At 43.2% G+C, this 15,064-nt stretch carries 12 protein-coding genes and 5 tRNA genes; 6 read left to right on the top strand and 11 right to left on the bottom strand.

The window, feature by feature from the left end:
- Positions 1-409: 409 nt before the first annotated feature.
- The 11 genes from glmM to MHI33_RS01470 form a co-directional block, all read right to left on the bottom strand.
- Positions 410-1,756, bottom strand: coding sequence for a phosphoglucosamine mutase (glmM, locus tag MHI33_RS01520; protein WP_044139154.1), 1,347 nt, complete (start codon positions 1,754-1,756; stop codon positions 410-412).
- 25 nt (positions 1,757-1,781) lie between these two features.
- Positions 1,782-3,191 (bottom strand): CdaR family protein, encoded by a 1,410-nt coding sequence (locus tag MHI33_RS01515; RefSeq protein WP_065097736.1) that lies wholly within the window; start codon positions 3,189-3,191, stop codon positions 1,782-1,784.
- Positions 3,184-4,005 carry a diadenylate cyclase CdaA gene (gene cdaA, locus MHI33_RS01510; protein ID WP_003217057.1) on the bottom strand — a complete coding sequence of 274 codons (822 nt, stop codon included), beginning with the start codon at positions 4,003-4,005 and terminating at the stop codon, positions 3,184-3,186. Before cdaA ends, MHI33_RS01515 begins: the two co-directional genes overlap by 8 nt.
- Before the next feature lie 216 nt (positions 4,006-4,221).
- Positions 4,222-4,848 carry an anti-sigma-W factor RsiW gene (rsiW, locus tag MHI33_RS01505; protein WP_034664492.1) on the bottom strand — a complete coding sequence of 209 codons (627 nt, stop codon included), beginning with the start codon at positions 4,846-4,848 and terminating at the stop codon, positions 4,222-4,224.
- Between the two features lie 14 nt (positions 4,849-4,862).
- Positions 4,863-5,426, bottom strand: coding sequence for an RNA polymerase sigma factor SigW (gene sigW, locus MHI33_RS01500; protein ID WP_003217112.1), 564 nt, complete (start codon positions 5,424-5,426; stop codon positions 4,863-4,865).
- A gap of 183 nt (positions 5,427-5,609) precedes the next feature.
- A complete protein-coding gene (gene rocF, locus MHI33_RS01495) occupies positions 5,610-6,521 on the bottom strand; it encodes an arginase (RefSeq protein ID WP_065097737.1) in 912 nt (303 codons plus the stop codon).
- 136 nt (positions 6,522-6,657) lie between these two features.
- A tRNA-Gln gene (locus tag MHI33_RS01490) sits at positions 6,658-6,729 on the bottom strand.
- A 4-nt stretch (positions 6,730-6,733) separates the two neighbouring features.
- Positions 6,734-6,818, bottom strand: a tRNA-Tyr gene (locus MHI33_RS01485).
- 28 nt (positions 6,819-6,846) lie between these two features.
- Positions 6,847-6,919: transfer RNA gene (locus MHI33_RS01480), tRNA-Thr, on the bottom strand.
- 3 nt (positions 6,920-6,922) lie between these two features.
- Positions 6,923-6,998: transfer RNA gene (locus MHI33_RS01475), tRNA-Val, on the bottom strand.
- 7 nt (positions 6,999-7,005) lie between these two features.
- Positions 7,006-7,080: transfer RNA gene (locus MHI33_RS01470), tRNA-Glu, on the bottom strand.
- Positions 7,081-7,301: 221 nt separating this feature from the next.
- On the opposite strand from MHI33_RS01470, the gene murQ reads away from it, so the two are divergent.
- The 6 genes from murQ to MHI33_RS01440 are packed head-to-tail and all read left to right on the top strand — an operon-like array spanning position 7,302 to position 15,034.
- The gene (gene murQ, locus MHI33_RS01465) at positions 7,302-8,213 is read left to right on the top strand and encodes an N-acetylmuramic acid 6-phosphate etherase (RefSeq protein WP_065097738.1); all 912 of its coding nucleotides are present in this window, start codon (positions 7,302-7,304) and stop codon (positions 8,211-8,213) included.
- Between the two features lie 14 nt (positions 8,214-8,227).
- On the top strand, positions 8,228-9,097 hold the full coding sequence (locus MHI33_RS01460; protein WP_065097739.1) for a MurR/RpiR family transcriptional regulator: 870 nt from the start codon (positions 8,228-8,230) through the stop codon (positions 9,095-9,097).
- Entirely contained in the window at positions 9,094-10,467 is a 1,374-nt protein-coding gene (locus MHI33_RS01455; RefSeq protein ID WP_126741710.1) for a PTS transporter subunit EIIC, read from the top strand. Before MHI33_RS01460 ends, MHI33_RS01455 begins: the two co-directional genes overlap by 4 nt.
- A gap of 19 nt (positions 10,468-10,486) precedes the next feature.
- Positions 10,487-11,842: a penicillin binding protein PBP4B gene (pbp4b, locus tag MHI33_RS01450; RefSeq protein WP_268483216.1), complete on the top strand. Its 1,356-nt coding sequence runs from the start codon at positions 10,487-10,489 to the stop codon at positions 11,840-11,842.
- A 13-nt stretch (positions 11,843-11,855) separates the two neighbouring features.
- Entirely contained in the window at positions 11,856-13,775 is a 1,920-nt protein-coding gene (locus tag MHI33_RS01445; protein ID WP_340908542.1) for a glycoside hydrolase family 3 protein, read from the top strand.
- Positions 13,776-13,786: 11 nt separating this feature from the next.
- On the top strand, positions 13,787-15,034 hold the full coding sequence (locus MHI33_RS01440; protein ID WP_217013160.1) for an exo-beta-N-acetylmuramidase NamZ family protein: 1,248 nt from the start codon (positions 13,787-13,789) through the stop codon (positions 15,032-15,034).
- Positions 15,035-15,064: the final 30 nt, after the last annotated feature.

Genomic DNA, 15,064 nt, shown 5'->3' with positions numbered 1-15,064 from the left:
CTTTTCTGATCAGCCGGGAGGCATCCGCCGAAAATTCGATAACCTCCATCCTCGTCAACTAAGCATCTTTCGTCCGATCGCTTAGTTCGGGCGCTATAATTATAAGAGAGTTGCTGAACATCTACCCTGCCTTTCCTGATAGAATAAAAATCCAGTAACACAAGGATGATTGTACTATAAGGTCTGACCTCCGTCAATCACAATGTAGCGGGTGATCCCTTCCTTTTAGAAAGTAAGACCTCCATACACTATATGCGATGTGGCTTGTCACGTTCTACCTTTGATGTGCTCTCTTATGTATGAAGACAACAGGAAATTGCCCTCGCCTATAAGATTCGTACAAATCCATCCATTTATGACGTTTATTCGAAAAAAAAGCAAACCGCTACTAGCGATTTGCTTTCATCTATTACTCAATACCCATTTCCTCTTTCACAACAGCGGTAATTCGAGTCACATATTCATCACATAGCTCTTTTGTTTTCGCCTCTGCCATGACACGTACAAGCGGCTCTGTTCCAGATGGACGAACAAGAATGCGGCCGTCACCGTTCATCTCTTTTTCAACCTCTTGAATCACTGCTTTTACTTTTTCATTTTCTTCTACTTTATATTTATCAGACACTTTCACATTCACTAGAAGCTGCGGGAATTTTTCCATTTCAGCGGCAAGCTCTGACAATGTTTTTCCTGTTGCTTTGAGTGTATTGACAAGCATGATTGCAGAAAGCATGCCATCACCTGTCGTATTGTAATCAAGGAAAATCAAGTGGCCTGATTGCTCACCGCCGACATTATACCCATCCTTTTTCATCGCTTCAACCACATAGCGGTCACCAACAGCGGTTTGGATGCTCTTAATGCCTTGTTTCTCAAGCGCTTTATAGAAACCTAGGTTACTCATGACCGTGGAGACGACCGTGTCATCCTTTAATCGGCCTTCGCCCTTCAAATAACGTGCACATATGTACATAATTTGATCGCCGTCTACAATATCACCTTTTTCATCGACAGCAATCAGACGGTCACCGTCACCATCAAACGCAAGACCAATATCTGCACCCTTCTCCTTCATAAAAGCAGAAAGTGCCTCTGGATGAGTTGAGCCTACACCATCATTGATATTCAATCCGTTTGGTGATGTTCCCATTGTGGACACATCTGCATCTAAATCCGCAAATAAATGTGTCGCTAGAGAAGAGGTTGCACCGTGTGCACAGTCAAGCGCCACGTGAATACCTGTGAAATCCTCGTCTGCTGTCTGCTTTAAGAATTGCAAGTATTTCTGACCGCCTTCAAAGTAGTCATTTACCGTTCCAAGATCCGCTCCAACTGGGCGTGGCAATTGATCGACCGGCTGATCCATCAGCTGCTCAATTTCATTCTCCTGTTCATCAGACAGCTTAAAGCCGTCACCGCCGAAGAATTTAATTCCGTTATCTTGAACTGGGTTGTGAGAAGCAGAGATCATGACACCCGCTTCTGCGTCCATTGCTTTCGTTAAATAAGACACTCCAGGTGTTGAAATCACACCTAAACGCATCACTTCAGCCCCAATTGAAAGTAAGCCTGCAACGAGCGCTCCTTCTAACATATGACCGGATACACGTGTGTCTCGCCCAACGAGTACCTTTGGACGTTCTTTATCCTTCGTGAGCACATAGCCGCCAAATCTCCCAATTTTAAATGCGAGCTCTGGCGTTAATTCGCTATTCGCCACACCCCTTACACCATCAGTTCCAAAGTACTTGCCCATGTTTCAATCGCTCCTTTTTTACCATTCAAGAGGACGCTTCGTCCTCTTTTTTATCTTCTTTGATCCGCTGTCTTTGACTTGATTCTTTCTTTGCTTTATCTTGCGTGGATTCTTCTTTACTCTTCTCTTCCTGATCATCGTCATCAGAAGATGGCTTCTTCTGATCATTTGTAGACGCTGGCTGATCTTCTGTCTCAGTAGAAGTCAGTTTCACTTTGACCTTTGAACTCGATAACGTCCACGTCACATTTTGAGGACCGTTCACTTGAATTGTGACCTCATGTGTTCCTTCGTTCAAGTCCCCAACATTGATATAGGCTTCAACATCTGAAGCCTTTAGTTTATCAATCGCACTTTTTGATCCCTTTGCTGTTAACGTGAGTCGTCCAGAAGATGGGCTCACAAAATCAGAGGTGAGATCCTTGCTCAGACCTACGACAGAAATTGGTACATTATCGATCTTTTTTTCTTGCGCTGTTGCAACCTTCACTTTGATCTTCACCGTTTCGGGCGATACCTTTTTCACACCATCTGGTAGGGGAATGTCGGCATCAATCTCCGTATCATCTTTGATCTTGCTTAGGTCCAACTTGACACCATCAATAAAATCAAGCGAATCCAGCACTTTTTGAGAACCGTACACTGTGACCTCACTCGGGCTTGTCTCAATGCTTGAGATACTGATCCCATCCGGCAAACTGCCAGTCCGCTCTATTTTAAACGGAACCTTTTTGCTTGGACTTGAGATGGGAACTGTAATATTCACCACAGACGGACTCAATTCGACTGGCAGCTCATTCCCGCTACTATCATACACAGTGAGCTTCGCTTCCTTTTCAATTTGCTGATCGACATCCTCTAGGTTCACAAATGCTTTAATGACAGAAATTTTGTCGATCACGTCCTTAGAACCTGTGACTGTAACTTTTTTCGGATTCACAATAGGCTGTTCAGGTGAATAGCCGTCTTTGATTTTATTTTGATTATAAAATTCGGTTTCCACAGGAAATTCTGCTGTTGTTTTTTCTTGTATCGTCACCGTCGTCACAGATGGATTGATCGATAGTGTGAGTCCTTTTGATACATCTCTTGCCTTCAGCTCCACTTTATGAGTACCTGTGGATAAATTCTGCATATCTGCATATATTTCAAAGTTCTTTGTTTGTCTTGCTGTTTTCACAGCACTCGTTGACCCTTTAATCGTCACATTAACTGTTTGCGGCACACCAGTAACGACGTACTTCTCGTCATCATAATACGCTTTAACAGGAATGTCAGTTAGGGTTGCTTCATCTGTCGTCGATGTTGGGAAAAAGGATTCACCGATTTTTTTCGGCGTGGGCGCTTGCGCTGAATTGACTGCACCATACAGCAATAAAGCGAAGACCAATGCAAAAAGCTTTACGGCCCAGCGATTATTCAAAATCTTATCCATTTTTCTTGCCCCTCCAATACCATTTGGTCGAGGAAGCATCTTTGCTGTTCTTACTAAATTCAGCAATCAGCATTTCTTCAAGCGCTTCTTCTGTCAATTCTCGGTGGAGATCACCATTTCTCGCGACAGAAATGCCGCCTGTCTCCTCAGAAACGATGACGGTCAAGCTGTCTGTCACTTCGCTAATTCCGACTGCCGCCCGGTGACGCGTCCCAAGTTCCTTAGAGATAAAAGGACTTTCTGACAGCGGTAAATAACAAGCCGCAGCTGCAATCTCATCACGCTTCATAATGACAGCCCCGTCATGAAGCGGTGTATTTGGAATGAAAATATTAATGAGCAGCTCTGAACTCACCTTTGCATTCAAAGGAATTCCAGTCTCTATGTAATCATTCATCCCAGTATCACGCTCAATTGTCAGCAGCGCGCCGATTCTGCGTTTTGCCATATAGTTAATTGCTTTTGTAATTGCCTCGATCGTTTTCTGCTGCTGTTCCTCTACAGGTGTCCCGCTTCTTGAGAAGAAACGGCCGCGCCCAAGCTGCTCAAGCGCTCTCCTTAGCTCTGGCTGAAAAATAATAATGATCGCAAGGAATCCCCACGTAATCGCTTGATCCATCAGCCATTGAAGTGTGTTAAGACCGAGATACGCACTTCCCATCCTGACGAGAACAATGACCACAATTCCCTTTAAAAGCTGAACCGCTTTTGTTCCGCGGATGACCATCATTAATTTATATATCACATACCAAACAACGAGAATATCAACAGCATTACCGAGGTACTGCAAAATAGGAATATCCCCTAAAGCCATTTCCTCGTCCTCCAGAATTTTCAGTTATTCTTCGTTTGATGCATTTTTGATAAAAAAAGAGCCTATGTGTAAATACATAGCGTGGCTATTATATCACATTTTGTTTCAGCAAGGAAAACAGTTGCCATATATGGCTAGCGTGCTAGCTCGTATACATTCTGACCTATAATATAGAAAAAGAGCAGCCCCTAAAGAGACTGCTCTCGACCCGTATAATTACTTTTGCTCCTCTGGTCCAATGACCCGCATCACATTTTGTGCTGTAGATTTCATTTTGTACCAGATCCAATCAAACACTTCATTAATTTCATTAATTTGACCAGTGACTTGGCCGGCAGAAGCAGTCAGCTGTTCCCCATTGACGACGGTGACATTTCCATCAACCTTGCCTTCTACAATCAGCTTGCCATTTTTGACAGTGACATCACCTTTTACGGTTTCCCCTTTAGGTACGGTCACTGTATCATTTACAACAACGAGATTCGGCTGCTTCGACACACTGAAATTATGATCGGTATTCCAGCTTGTAAACAGACTGCCTCCCATCAAAATGAGAAAGAGGGCAGCGGCCACCATCAGCGGATGAGCTTTGATCCATCTTTGAACCGACACACGCTTTTTTTCCTTTGGAAGACCTGCCATCACCTTTGCAGTGAAATCAGTTGGTGCTTCTATATGAGATGTACTCTGCACAAGCGCGATGGATTTCTCAATTTGTTGAAAATGAGTACGGCACTCCTCACACGATTGCAGATGGCTTTTTAATTCTTTTTCGTCTTGGGGCTCAATGTCCCCGTCTAAATACTGATGCATAAGCAGGACGATTTTTTCCTGACAGCTCATCAAAATCACCTCACTCAAAGGTCTCTCAACTGTTTCCGGAGAGCCTCTCTACCCCTGTGTATTCTCGTTTTCACCGTACCAACGGGTATATTTAGAATCTCACTAATTTCTTTTAACGAGAGTTCATCAATATACTTTAATACGATGACCGAACGATATTTATCGGGTAATCTTAGAATTTTTTGCTGAATGGTACTCGATAATTCAAGAGACACCACCTCTTCCTCTGGCAAAATGCCATCAGCAGCAATTTGAGAATACATATTCAATCCTTCTGTTCCTGCCACCTCTGCATCTAAATAATAATCCGGCTTTTTTTTGCGAATACGATCGATGGTCAGGTTGGTTGCAATGCGGTACAGCCACGTAGAAAACTTACGATTCACATCAAAGCTTTCAATATTCACATAGGCACGAATAAACGCCTCCTGTGCAATATCCTCTGCTTCGTGTGCATTCCCAAGCATACGGTAGCACAGCTGATAAATTTTGTCTTTATACAGGTCTACGATGTCTGCAAATGCGTTCTGGTCGCCTTTTTTCAATTGCTTAATTCTCTTTTTAATCATTGTGTCCATAGTATATTCAACCTCTGCCTTCACCGGTCTTTATGTATACGAACCTCTTTCCAAAAGGTTTCATTCTCCTCTAAAAAATAGTGTAACAAATTTTTGACAGCGTGTTACGCATATCTACCAGTAAAAACCTTAATATATCCTTAAATTTATCCAAAACAAAAAAGAACGGGAACAAGTCCCGCTCTACAATAGCTTTTCGCCCATTAACGATCCAATTAATGCAACAGCTGCTTCGGCTGTTTTATTTTTTTCATCCAAAACCGGATTCACCTCAACAAATTCAGCTGAAGTCAAAATACCGGCTTCTTCTAAAAGCTCCATAGCAAGATGACTCTCCCGGTAGCTAATGCCGCCTGCCACAGGAGTTCCTACACCAGGACACTCGGCTGGATCTAATCCATCTAAATCAAGCGACAGGTGGACACCATCTGTTCTTTCCTTTAAATATGCAATCGCTTCCTCCATCACTCTTGTCATCCCTAAACGATCTATTTCATGCATCGTATACACTTTAATGCCTTTCTCTCTAATCAATGCCCGCTCTCCTTCATCTAAGGATCGAGCACCAATTAAAACAACATTCTCAGGCTTCAATTTTGGAGAATAACCGCCAATGTTCGTCAAATCAGCATGCCCAAGGCCAAGACTGACTGCAAGCGGCATACCATGTATATTTCCAGAAGGAGAAGTTTCCTCTGTATTTAAATCACCGTGAGCATCATACCAAATGACACCTAAGTTTTCATAATGCTTGGATACACCAGCAAGTGTGCCAATGGCAATGCTGTGATCACCGCCTAAAATGAGCGGGAATGAGCCTGATTGCACTATACTGTCAACCTTCTCTGCCAGCAGCTGATTCGCACCAGCATTCTCCGTTAAATTTTTTAGCTTTTCACTTGTATATAAACCTTTTTCATCATCTCTTTGTTCAACCGGAATATCCCCGAGATCCTCCACATCAAATGAAAGCGATTCCAATTTTTCTTTTACGCCTGCACACCGAATCGCACTCGGTCCCATATCGACGCCCCTTCTCATTTGACCCAAATCCATCGGAACCCCGACAAGCGTGACCTTCTTTTGATCTCCCATATGTACATCCCCTTTCCCTTCATGCTTATATTTTACTTTCTCGGTGCCTTCTGACTCAACTCAACAATATTTTGAATAGTTATACATTCCGCCTGCCAGCATAAAAAAAGACACCTTTTTGAAAAAGGTGTCTTAACTGGGCTAGCTGGATTCGAACCAACGCATGACGGAGTCAAAGTCCGTTGCCTTACCGCTTGGCTATAGCCCAAAAATGGTGGAGGGGGGCGGATTCGAACCGCCGAACCCGGAGGGAGCGGATTTACAGTCCGCCGCGTTTAGCCACTTCGCTACCCCTCCACATATGGAATTGATAAAGAAAAAACAGTGCCGGCAAGAGGACTTGAACCCCCAACCTACTGATTACAAGTCAGTTGCTCTACCAGTTGAGCTACACCGGCATATGGTGGAGGATGACGGGCTCGAACCGCCGACCCTCTGCTTGTAAGGCAGATGCTCTCCCAGCTGAGCTAATCCTCCACATCAATGGTGACCCGTACGGGATTCGAACCCGTGTTACCGCCGTGAAAGGGCGGTGTCTTAACCGCTTGACCAACGGGCCAATTTGTCAAGTTTGACTGTTTCCGTGAAGCTGACAAAAATTATTATATACAGGTTGTCCCCCTTTTGTAAAGGGGATTTTTATTTTTTTTATTTTCTAACTATTCACCTTCAATTAGCACCACTTTTTGATTGAAATATAATTTCAATATTTAAATATAATGTTGAAATTTCATATCATACTGAATATACTGAAAATGAAGAAATAAGGAGGAATGTCGCATGCAGCCATCTCAATTGCGTTCTTTGACAACAGAATCAAGAAATCCTAACACAATGGGAATATCACAAGCAAATCCACTCGAAATGCTCCAAATGATTAATGAAGAAGATATGAAGGTCGCTCAAGCAGTCAACCGTGTCCTACCACATGTCAAAACAGCAAGTGACTTCGCCTATGAATCCATCTCAAATGGGGGCAGACTCGTTTATTTAGGAGCCGGGACAAGCGGCAGACTTGGCGTGATGGATGCTGTCGAATGTCCCCCTACCTATAGCGTCTCACCTGATGTGATTGTCGGCATCATGGCAGGCGGAGACTCTGCTTTTTCACATGCTGCCGAAGATGTGGAAGACAGTGAAGAAGCCGGCAAACAGGATTTAGTACACATTCACCTGACATCAAAAGATACAATCGTCGGTATCGCCGCCAGCGGTAGGACACCCTACATCATCGGCGCTTTAAACTACGCTAAATCCATCGGCGCAAAAACAGTAGCCCTCAGCTGTAATGAACAAGCAAAAATTAGCGAACTGGCAGACTGCGCCATTGAAGTCATTGTAGGACCAGAAGCCATCACAGGGTCAACACGAATGAAAGCCGCATCCGCTCATAAAATGATTTTAAATATGCTTTCCACCTCTGTCATGATCAGACAAGGGAAAGTATATGAAAACCTGATGGTTGATGTAAAAGTCAGCAATCATAAATTAAAAGAACGCGCCATCACCATCATTCAACATGTGACAAACGCTCCCTACGAACAAGCCGTGAAAACGCTTGAAGCGGCAGACTTAGAAGTCAAAACCGCCATCGTCATGCTTCAAACAAACACAGACAAGAAAACAGCCAAGGATTTACTCAACAAAACGAATGGTCATATCGACAAAGCCATCGCACATCATCAATCCTAAAGGAGGCAGTGCTCATGTCAGCAGGTGGACTCACCCTACTACACACAATGAAAGCAAAGCTCCCCCAATCTGAAAAAATCATTGCAGACTATATCCTTGCCCATCCTGACAAAGTCATTAAGAGCACAGTACACGAAATCAGTCAGGCAGCCGGTGCAAGCAGCTCTGCAGTCATCCGCCTTTGTAAATCTCTCGGGCTAGATGGCTATCACGATTTAAAAATGCGAATCGCTGGAGACTTGATGTATAGCGATAAACAAGGCTACCGTGATATCGAACAAGATGAACCGCTTCAATCCATTATTCAAAAAACAGCAGGAAACTCGATTCAATCGATTAAGGACACCGCTTCTATTTTAAATGCAGAGGCATTAGAAAAAGCTGTTCAATTACTGCTGCGTGCAAATCAAATCCATTTCATCGGCGTCGGTGCATCTGGCATCGTCGCAGCGGATGCCCAGCAGAAATTTCTCAGAATCAATTATGCAGCGACTGCCTTCACTGACATGCACATCGCATCAACGGTCATCGCAAATGCAGGAAAGAATGACATCGTGTTCGGTATTTCCTTTTCAGGAGAAACGTTAGATATCATTCAAGCCCTTCAGCTCGCAAAAGACAATCAAGTGAAGACCATTGCTTTGACGCATCCAGGTCAAACAAGCGTTTCTGCCTTATGTGATGTTCACCTATCGACGTCCGGTTCCAATGAAGCACCTTTTCGCAGTGCAGCCACTTCCTCTAGAATGGCACAGCTCTACTTAATTGATGTCTTGTTCCTCAGCTTAGCTTCCCGTCAATATGAAGAGACGGCGCAATATATTGACAAAACAAGACATGCCATCCGCTCCATGAAACGAAAATCAAAGGGGGATTCAACATGAGTCATCAAACGAAATATCAGCAGTTGGCGAAAGACATTCTTTCTCTCTGTGGTGGTTCTGAAAACATCTCTTCCCATACACATTGTATGACGCGTCTCCGAATTACACCAATTGACAATGAACAAGTTCAGCTCAATGCAATCAAAGAACTCGATGGTGTCATTGGTGTCGTTGAGGCAGAAACGCTGCAAATTATCTTAGGTACTGGTGTTGTCAACCAAGTATCAAGTGCGTTTGAACAACTGCTAAATGCCTCTGACTCGTATGATTTAAACAACGAAGCACAAAAAAACAAGCAAGCCATTTCACAAAAGAACCGCACACCGTTCAAACTGTTCTTACGACGCATTGCCAGCATTTTTATTCCTATCATTCCAGCACTCGTTGCATCAGGTCTTATTACAGGGATTACAAAAGCAATCGTGCAAGCGGGCTGGCTTGATGGAAAGTCTCAAGCAGCGATCATTTTAACCGTTATTGGTTCAGGCTTGTTCGCATATCTCGGTATATTAGTCGGAACAAATGCTGCAAAGGAGTTTGGGGGCTCTCCTGCATTAGGCGCATTAGCTGGTATCCTCATTATTAACCCAGCCTCCGCAGACATTATGCTATTTGGCACAAATATTCTACCAGGCAGAGGCGGGCTTATTGGTGTTCTTCTAGCTGCCATCTTTATGGCGCTTGTGGAAACAAGAATCAGACGATTCGTCCCGCAATCACTTGATATCATCGTCACACCAACCATCACACTACTCATTACAGGCATTTTTACGTACGTTGTCTTCATGCCAGTCGGCGGATTTATATCTGATGCCATTACCTCAGGATTAACTTATCTATTAAATATGGGCGGGATCTTCGCTGGATTTGTTCTTGGTGCGACCTTCCTTCCACTTGTTGTAACAGGACTTCACCAAGGACTGACACCGATTCATATGGAACTCATTAATTCCATAGGAGATGACCCGCTTTTGCCGATTCTCGCTATGGGCGGTGCAGGACAGGTAGGTGCGGCATTCGCCATTTATATGAAAACAAAAAAGAAAAAACTCAAAAGGGCCATCGCGGGTGGACTTCCTTCAGGGATGCTTGGCATTGGTGAACCACTCATTTTCGGTGTCACACTCCCGCTGGGACGACCATTTCTCACCGCTTGTCTTGGCGCTGGAATCGGCGGTGCATTTCAAGCCTACTTCCAAATTGCAACGAAGGCGATTGGTGTATCAGGTCTCCCATTAACCTTTATTGTTCACGCACATCAAATGCTTCTTTACTTAATCGGACTCTTTATTGCATATGTCGCTGGATTTATTTTCACATACTTATTTGGTTTTCATGATGATATGGCTGTTGAATTTGAGGAAAAATAAGCAATAGGAGGGCTAACTCTTGAAGAAATACTTTCTCTTAATGACAAGTCTGCTCATGCTCCTTGGATTACCAGCACAAACATTTGCAACTAGCTCCCATCCTGTATCGTCTTTGTCTAAAACAGCACCTGAAGAATATCCCGTCTTAAAAAAGGCAAAACGACCGGAACAAGTTGGTTTTTCTTCTAGGCAGCTTAGGAAGGTTGATCACATGATTCAAAACGATATCAAAGCAGGATTTCCAGGAGCCGCACTCATCATTATCAAAGACGGAAAAATCGTCCATCAAAAAGCCTATGGCTACAGGCAAAAATACGAAGGCACAACCGAACTCAAATCCTATAAGAAAATGAAAAAGAATACACTGTTCGACTTAGCATCCAACACCAAAATGTATGCGACGAACTATGCCCTGCAAAAGCTTGTCTACGAGAAAAAACTGGATGTGAACGAAAAAATACAAGCCATTCTGCCAGATTTTAAAGATGAACCAGATGCAAAGGTAACCGGCAAAGATCAGCTCCATGTAAGAGATCTTCTGACCCATTCTGCCGGACTCCCTTCCAGTGTCTTATTTTATAGCAAAGAAGCAGCCGGCACCTTTTATTCTCAAGATAGAAAGACAACGATGAAATGGTTGCCGAAGGTGCCTCTGCAATACAAACCAGGCACCCAGCACATTTATAGTGACATTGATTACATGCTGTTAGGCATGATCATTGAGAAAAAAACAGGTATGCCTCTTGATCAATATGTAGAGTCGACAATCTATCGGCCGCTAGGTCTCAAACACACAATGTTCAATCCACTGCAAAAAGGATTTAAGCCGAAGCATTTTGCAGCAACCGAACGTTTAGGTAATTCGCGAGATGGTGTCATTGATTTTGAAAACATTCGCAGGTACACCCTGCTAGGCGAAGTCCATGATGAAAAAGCATTTTACTCAATGGCAGGAATCTCTGGTCATGCTGGACTTTTCTCTAACATATCAGACATGGCCGTGCTGCTCCAGCTCATGCTGAACAAAGGAGGCTATGGAAAAACCACCATCTTTGATCAAGCTTCTATCGATCTCTTTACAGCCTCTTCTGATACAAACCCAACATACGGGCTAGGCTGGCGTAAAAACGGTCATACTGACATGGAATGGATGTTTGGAAAACATGCAAGTAACGAAGCCTATGGACATACCGGCTGGACCGGAACCATGACAATGATTGATCCAAAACATAATCTAGGTATCGTCTTGCTGACAAATAAGAAACATTCGCCTGTCGTTTCACCTGAAACCAACCCAAATCAATTTGAAGGTGACCTTTTCCCAACTGGCACTTATGGAAGCATCATGACCGCCATCTACGAATCTTTTAAGTAAAAGGAGGAATTCGATGTTAAAAGCACTTTTCCCCGCTGCTTTGGTTTTAGCTCTGCTAACCCCTTCCATTCCAACGGAAAAGGTTAGCTCTGCCCCTCTTCCAACCGCAAAACAAATGGTACAAAACATGTCTTTGGATGAAAAGATAGGTCAAATGCTTATGCCAGACTTTCGTAATTGGCAAACAAAAGATGAATCCGCACCTACAGGCTTAACAAAGATGAATAAAGAAGTATCCCATCTTGTAGAAAAATATCATCTAGGCGGTGTCATCTTATTTGCGGAGAATGTCGTTGATACGAAACAAACCGTCAAACTCACCCATGAATTTCAAAAAGCATCACCAAAGATTCCATTACTCATTTCAATTGATCAAGAAGGTGGAATCGTCACAAGATTACAAAAGGGAACACATTTCCCAGGAAATATGTCGATTGGTGCCTCTAGAAGCAAGAAAAATGCATACGACACAGGCAAAATCATCGGCAAAGAATTAAACGCACTAGGGATCAATACAAACTTCTCTCCTGTGCTAGATGTGAATAATAACCCAAACAACCCCGTCATTGGCGTCCGTTCCTTTAGCTCTGATCCTGCTCTTGTCACTAGGCTTGGCCTTCAAACCATGAAGGGACTTCAAAAGGAGAAGACTATTTCGACACTCAAGCATTTCCCGGGACATGGTGATACAGCCGTCGATAGTCACTACGGCTTGCCGCTCGTAGAACATGACCTAGATCGTCTTAAAAAGGTGGAGCTGTATCCGTTTCAACAAGCGATCAACGCTGGTGCGGATATGGTCATGACCGCTCATGTTCAATTTCCTGCCATTGATGATACAACATATAAAAGCAAAAAAGATGGCGAGGACATTATGGTTCCAGCAACCTTATCGAAAAAAGTCATCACACACTTATTAAAAGAAGAGATGGGCTTTCAAGGAGTTGTCGTAACAGACGCCCTAAACATGAAAGCGGTTGCAGATAACTTCGGACAGGAAGAAGCCGTAGTGATGGCCATTAAGGCTGGCGTCGACATCGCCCTCATGCCAGCACCAGTCACCTCTCTTAAAACTGAGAAAAACCTTGAGAATGTGTTCAATGCTGTAAAACAGGCAATTGTAAAGAAAGAAATTCCGATGTCTCAAATCAACGAATCTGTTGAAAAAATTCTTCAATTGAAGATCAAACGAGGCATCATTTCTTCCAAAAAACCTATCACCCTTGAGAAAAAAATCAAAAAAGCCACTCAAATCGTTGGGAAAAAATCGCACCGGAACGCAGAACAAAAAATGGCGCGTGAAGGGATCACCCTGCTTAAAAACAACGATAAGACCCTACCCTTCAAGCCTAAAAAGAATGATAAAATCTTGGTCATGGCACCTTACGAAGATCAAACAAAAGCCATGTCTGTCACAATTGATTCTCTGATCAAACAAAAAAAGATCAAACCTGTACGTATCCAATCATATGCTTTTGCGGATAAGACCTTCACCAAAGAAACAGCCAAAATGCTTCAAGATGCTGACTATGTGATTACCGGCTCTTACGTTGTCCAAAATGACCCAGCTGTGAATGATGGTGTGATTGATGACAATGTACAGGACCCGAAAAAATGGGCGACTGCCTTCCCACGTGCTGTCATGAAAGAAGCTGCAGCACAAAAGAAAAAAATGGTCATCATGAGCCTAAGAAACCCTTACGATGCGGCAAATTTTGAAGAGGCGGATGCCTTACTAGCTGTTTACGGTTTTAAGGGCTACTCAAACGGACAATTCAACCAGCCAAATATTCCTGCTGGGTTAGAAGTCATATTTGGCACTGCATTACCTAAAGGCAAACTGCCTGTAGATATCCCATCTGTCACTCATCCAAATCAAACCCTGTATCCATTCGGCTATGGACTCAACTTGAAAGGGAAACAGATCAAATAGGAGGGATTCTCTTGAAAAAAACAGCAAGCTTAATACTCGCAAGCATTCTCATTATGAGCACATTGACCGCCGCCTCCCCCGCAAACCAAGAACGAACAGATACAAAAGGAAAAAAAGCAACAGTCAAAACTGGGATCGAAACACTACTCTCAGGCAATCTTTCATGGTTAAAAGGGAAAAGGGTCGGCCTCATTACGAACCCAACTGGTATTGATGCAAATATGAAAAGCAGTGTCGATCTCCTATTTGAGCATCCAAATATCAAGCTTACTGCTCTATATGGACCTGAACATGGTGTGCGCGGCGATGCACAGGCAGGAGAAGGCGTCGAATCCTATACCGATGAAAAAACAGGTCTTCCTGTTTACTCTCTCTATGGAAAAACAAGAAAACCAACCCCTGACATGCTCAAAAATGTAGATGTCTTGCTGTTTGATATTCAAGATGTTGGCGCTCGTTATTACACCTATATTTACACGATGGCCTATGCGATGGAGGCTGCGAAAGAAAACAACATTCCCTTTGTTGTCCTAGACCGTCCAAACCCCATTGGCGGACTAAAAGTAGAAGGCCCTGTCTTAGAACCTGAGCACGCTTCATTTGTAGGGCTCTATCCAATACCATTAAGACATGGGATGACCACTGGTGAACTAGCAAAATTCTTTAACAAAGAGTTTCATATCAATGCTGATGTCACAGTCATCAAAATGAAAAATTGGAAGCGTTCCATGACGTTTGATGACACGAAGCTGCCATTCGTCCTTCCTTCACCTAACATGCCAACAGTGGATAGTACCTTTGTATATCCCGCCACAGGATTAATTGAAGGCACAAATGTCTCTGAAGGCAGAGGAACAACAAAACCGTTCGAGCTCATTGGCGCTCCGTATATCAATAGCAATGAGCTAGCAGATTATTTAAATCAATTAAAACTAAAGGGTGTGAAATTTAGACCCGTATCATTCACCCCCACTTTTTCTAAACATGCAGGGAAGCTATCACACGGTGTGCAGCTATACGTCACAGACCGCTCTTCATTCGAAGCGGTAAAAACAGGGTTATCCATCATCAAAGCCATACATGATTTATATCCAAAAGACTTTCAGTTTCTTCAAACAGGTAGCTTTGATAAACTCATCGGAAATGGTTGGATCAAAGAAGAAATCAATCAAGGTACTTCCGTCAAACACATCATGAAGCGCTATCATCACGACCTCAAATCATTTGAAAAGAAACGGAAGAAATATCTCATCTATTAATTCGCAAAAAGACCTCCATCTCATAAAATG

Source organism: Bacillus sp. FSL K6-2971 (assembly GCF_038006405.1).
Lineage (GTDB): Bacteria > Bacillota > Bacilli > Bacillales > Bacillaceae > Bacillus > Bacillus pumilus.
Note: the sequence above shows the minus strand (reverse complement) of the source record. Positions and strands in the feature narration are given on the sequence as shown.

Coding starts and splice junctions, on each gene's coding strand:
- rsiW (WP_034664492.1), bottom strand. CDS start 4,848: ATGAGCTGTCAGGAAAAAATCGTCCTGCTTATGCATCAGTATTTAGAC.
- murQ (WP_065097738.1), top strand. CDS start 7,302: ATGCAGCCATCTCAATTGCGTTCTTTGACAACAGAATCAAGAAATCCT.
- sigW (WP_003217112.1), bottom strand. CDS start 5,426: ATGGACACAATGATTAAAAAGAGAATTAAGCAATTGAAAAAAGGCGAC.
- cdaA (WP_003217057.1), bottom strand. CDS start 4,005: ATGGCTTTAGGGGATATTCCTATTTTGCAGTACCTCGGTAATGCTGTT.
- MHI33_RS01460 (WP_065097739.1), top strand. CDS start 8,228: ATGTCAGCAGGTGGACTCACCCTACTACACACAATGAAAGCAAAGCTC.
- MHI33_RS01455 (WP_126741710.1), top strand. CDS start 9,094: ATGAGTCATCAAACGAAATATCAGCAGTTGGCGAAAGACATTCTTTCT.
- MHI33_RS01445 (WP_340908542.1), top strand. CDS start 11,856: ATGTTAAAAGCACTTTTCCCCGCTGCTTTGGTTTTAGCTCTGCTAACC.
- glmM (WP_044139154.1), bottom strand. CDS start 1,756: ATGGGCAAGTACTTTGGAACTGATGGTGTAAGGGGTGTGGCGAATAGC.
- MHI33_RS01515 (WP_065097736.1), bottom strand. CDS start 3,191: ATGGATAAGATTTTGAATAATCGCTGGGCCGTAAAGCTTTTTGCATTG.
- rocF (WP_065097737.1), bottom strand. CDS start 6,521: ATGGGAGATCAAAAGAAGGTCACGCTTGTCGGGGTTCCGATGGATTTG.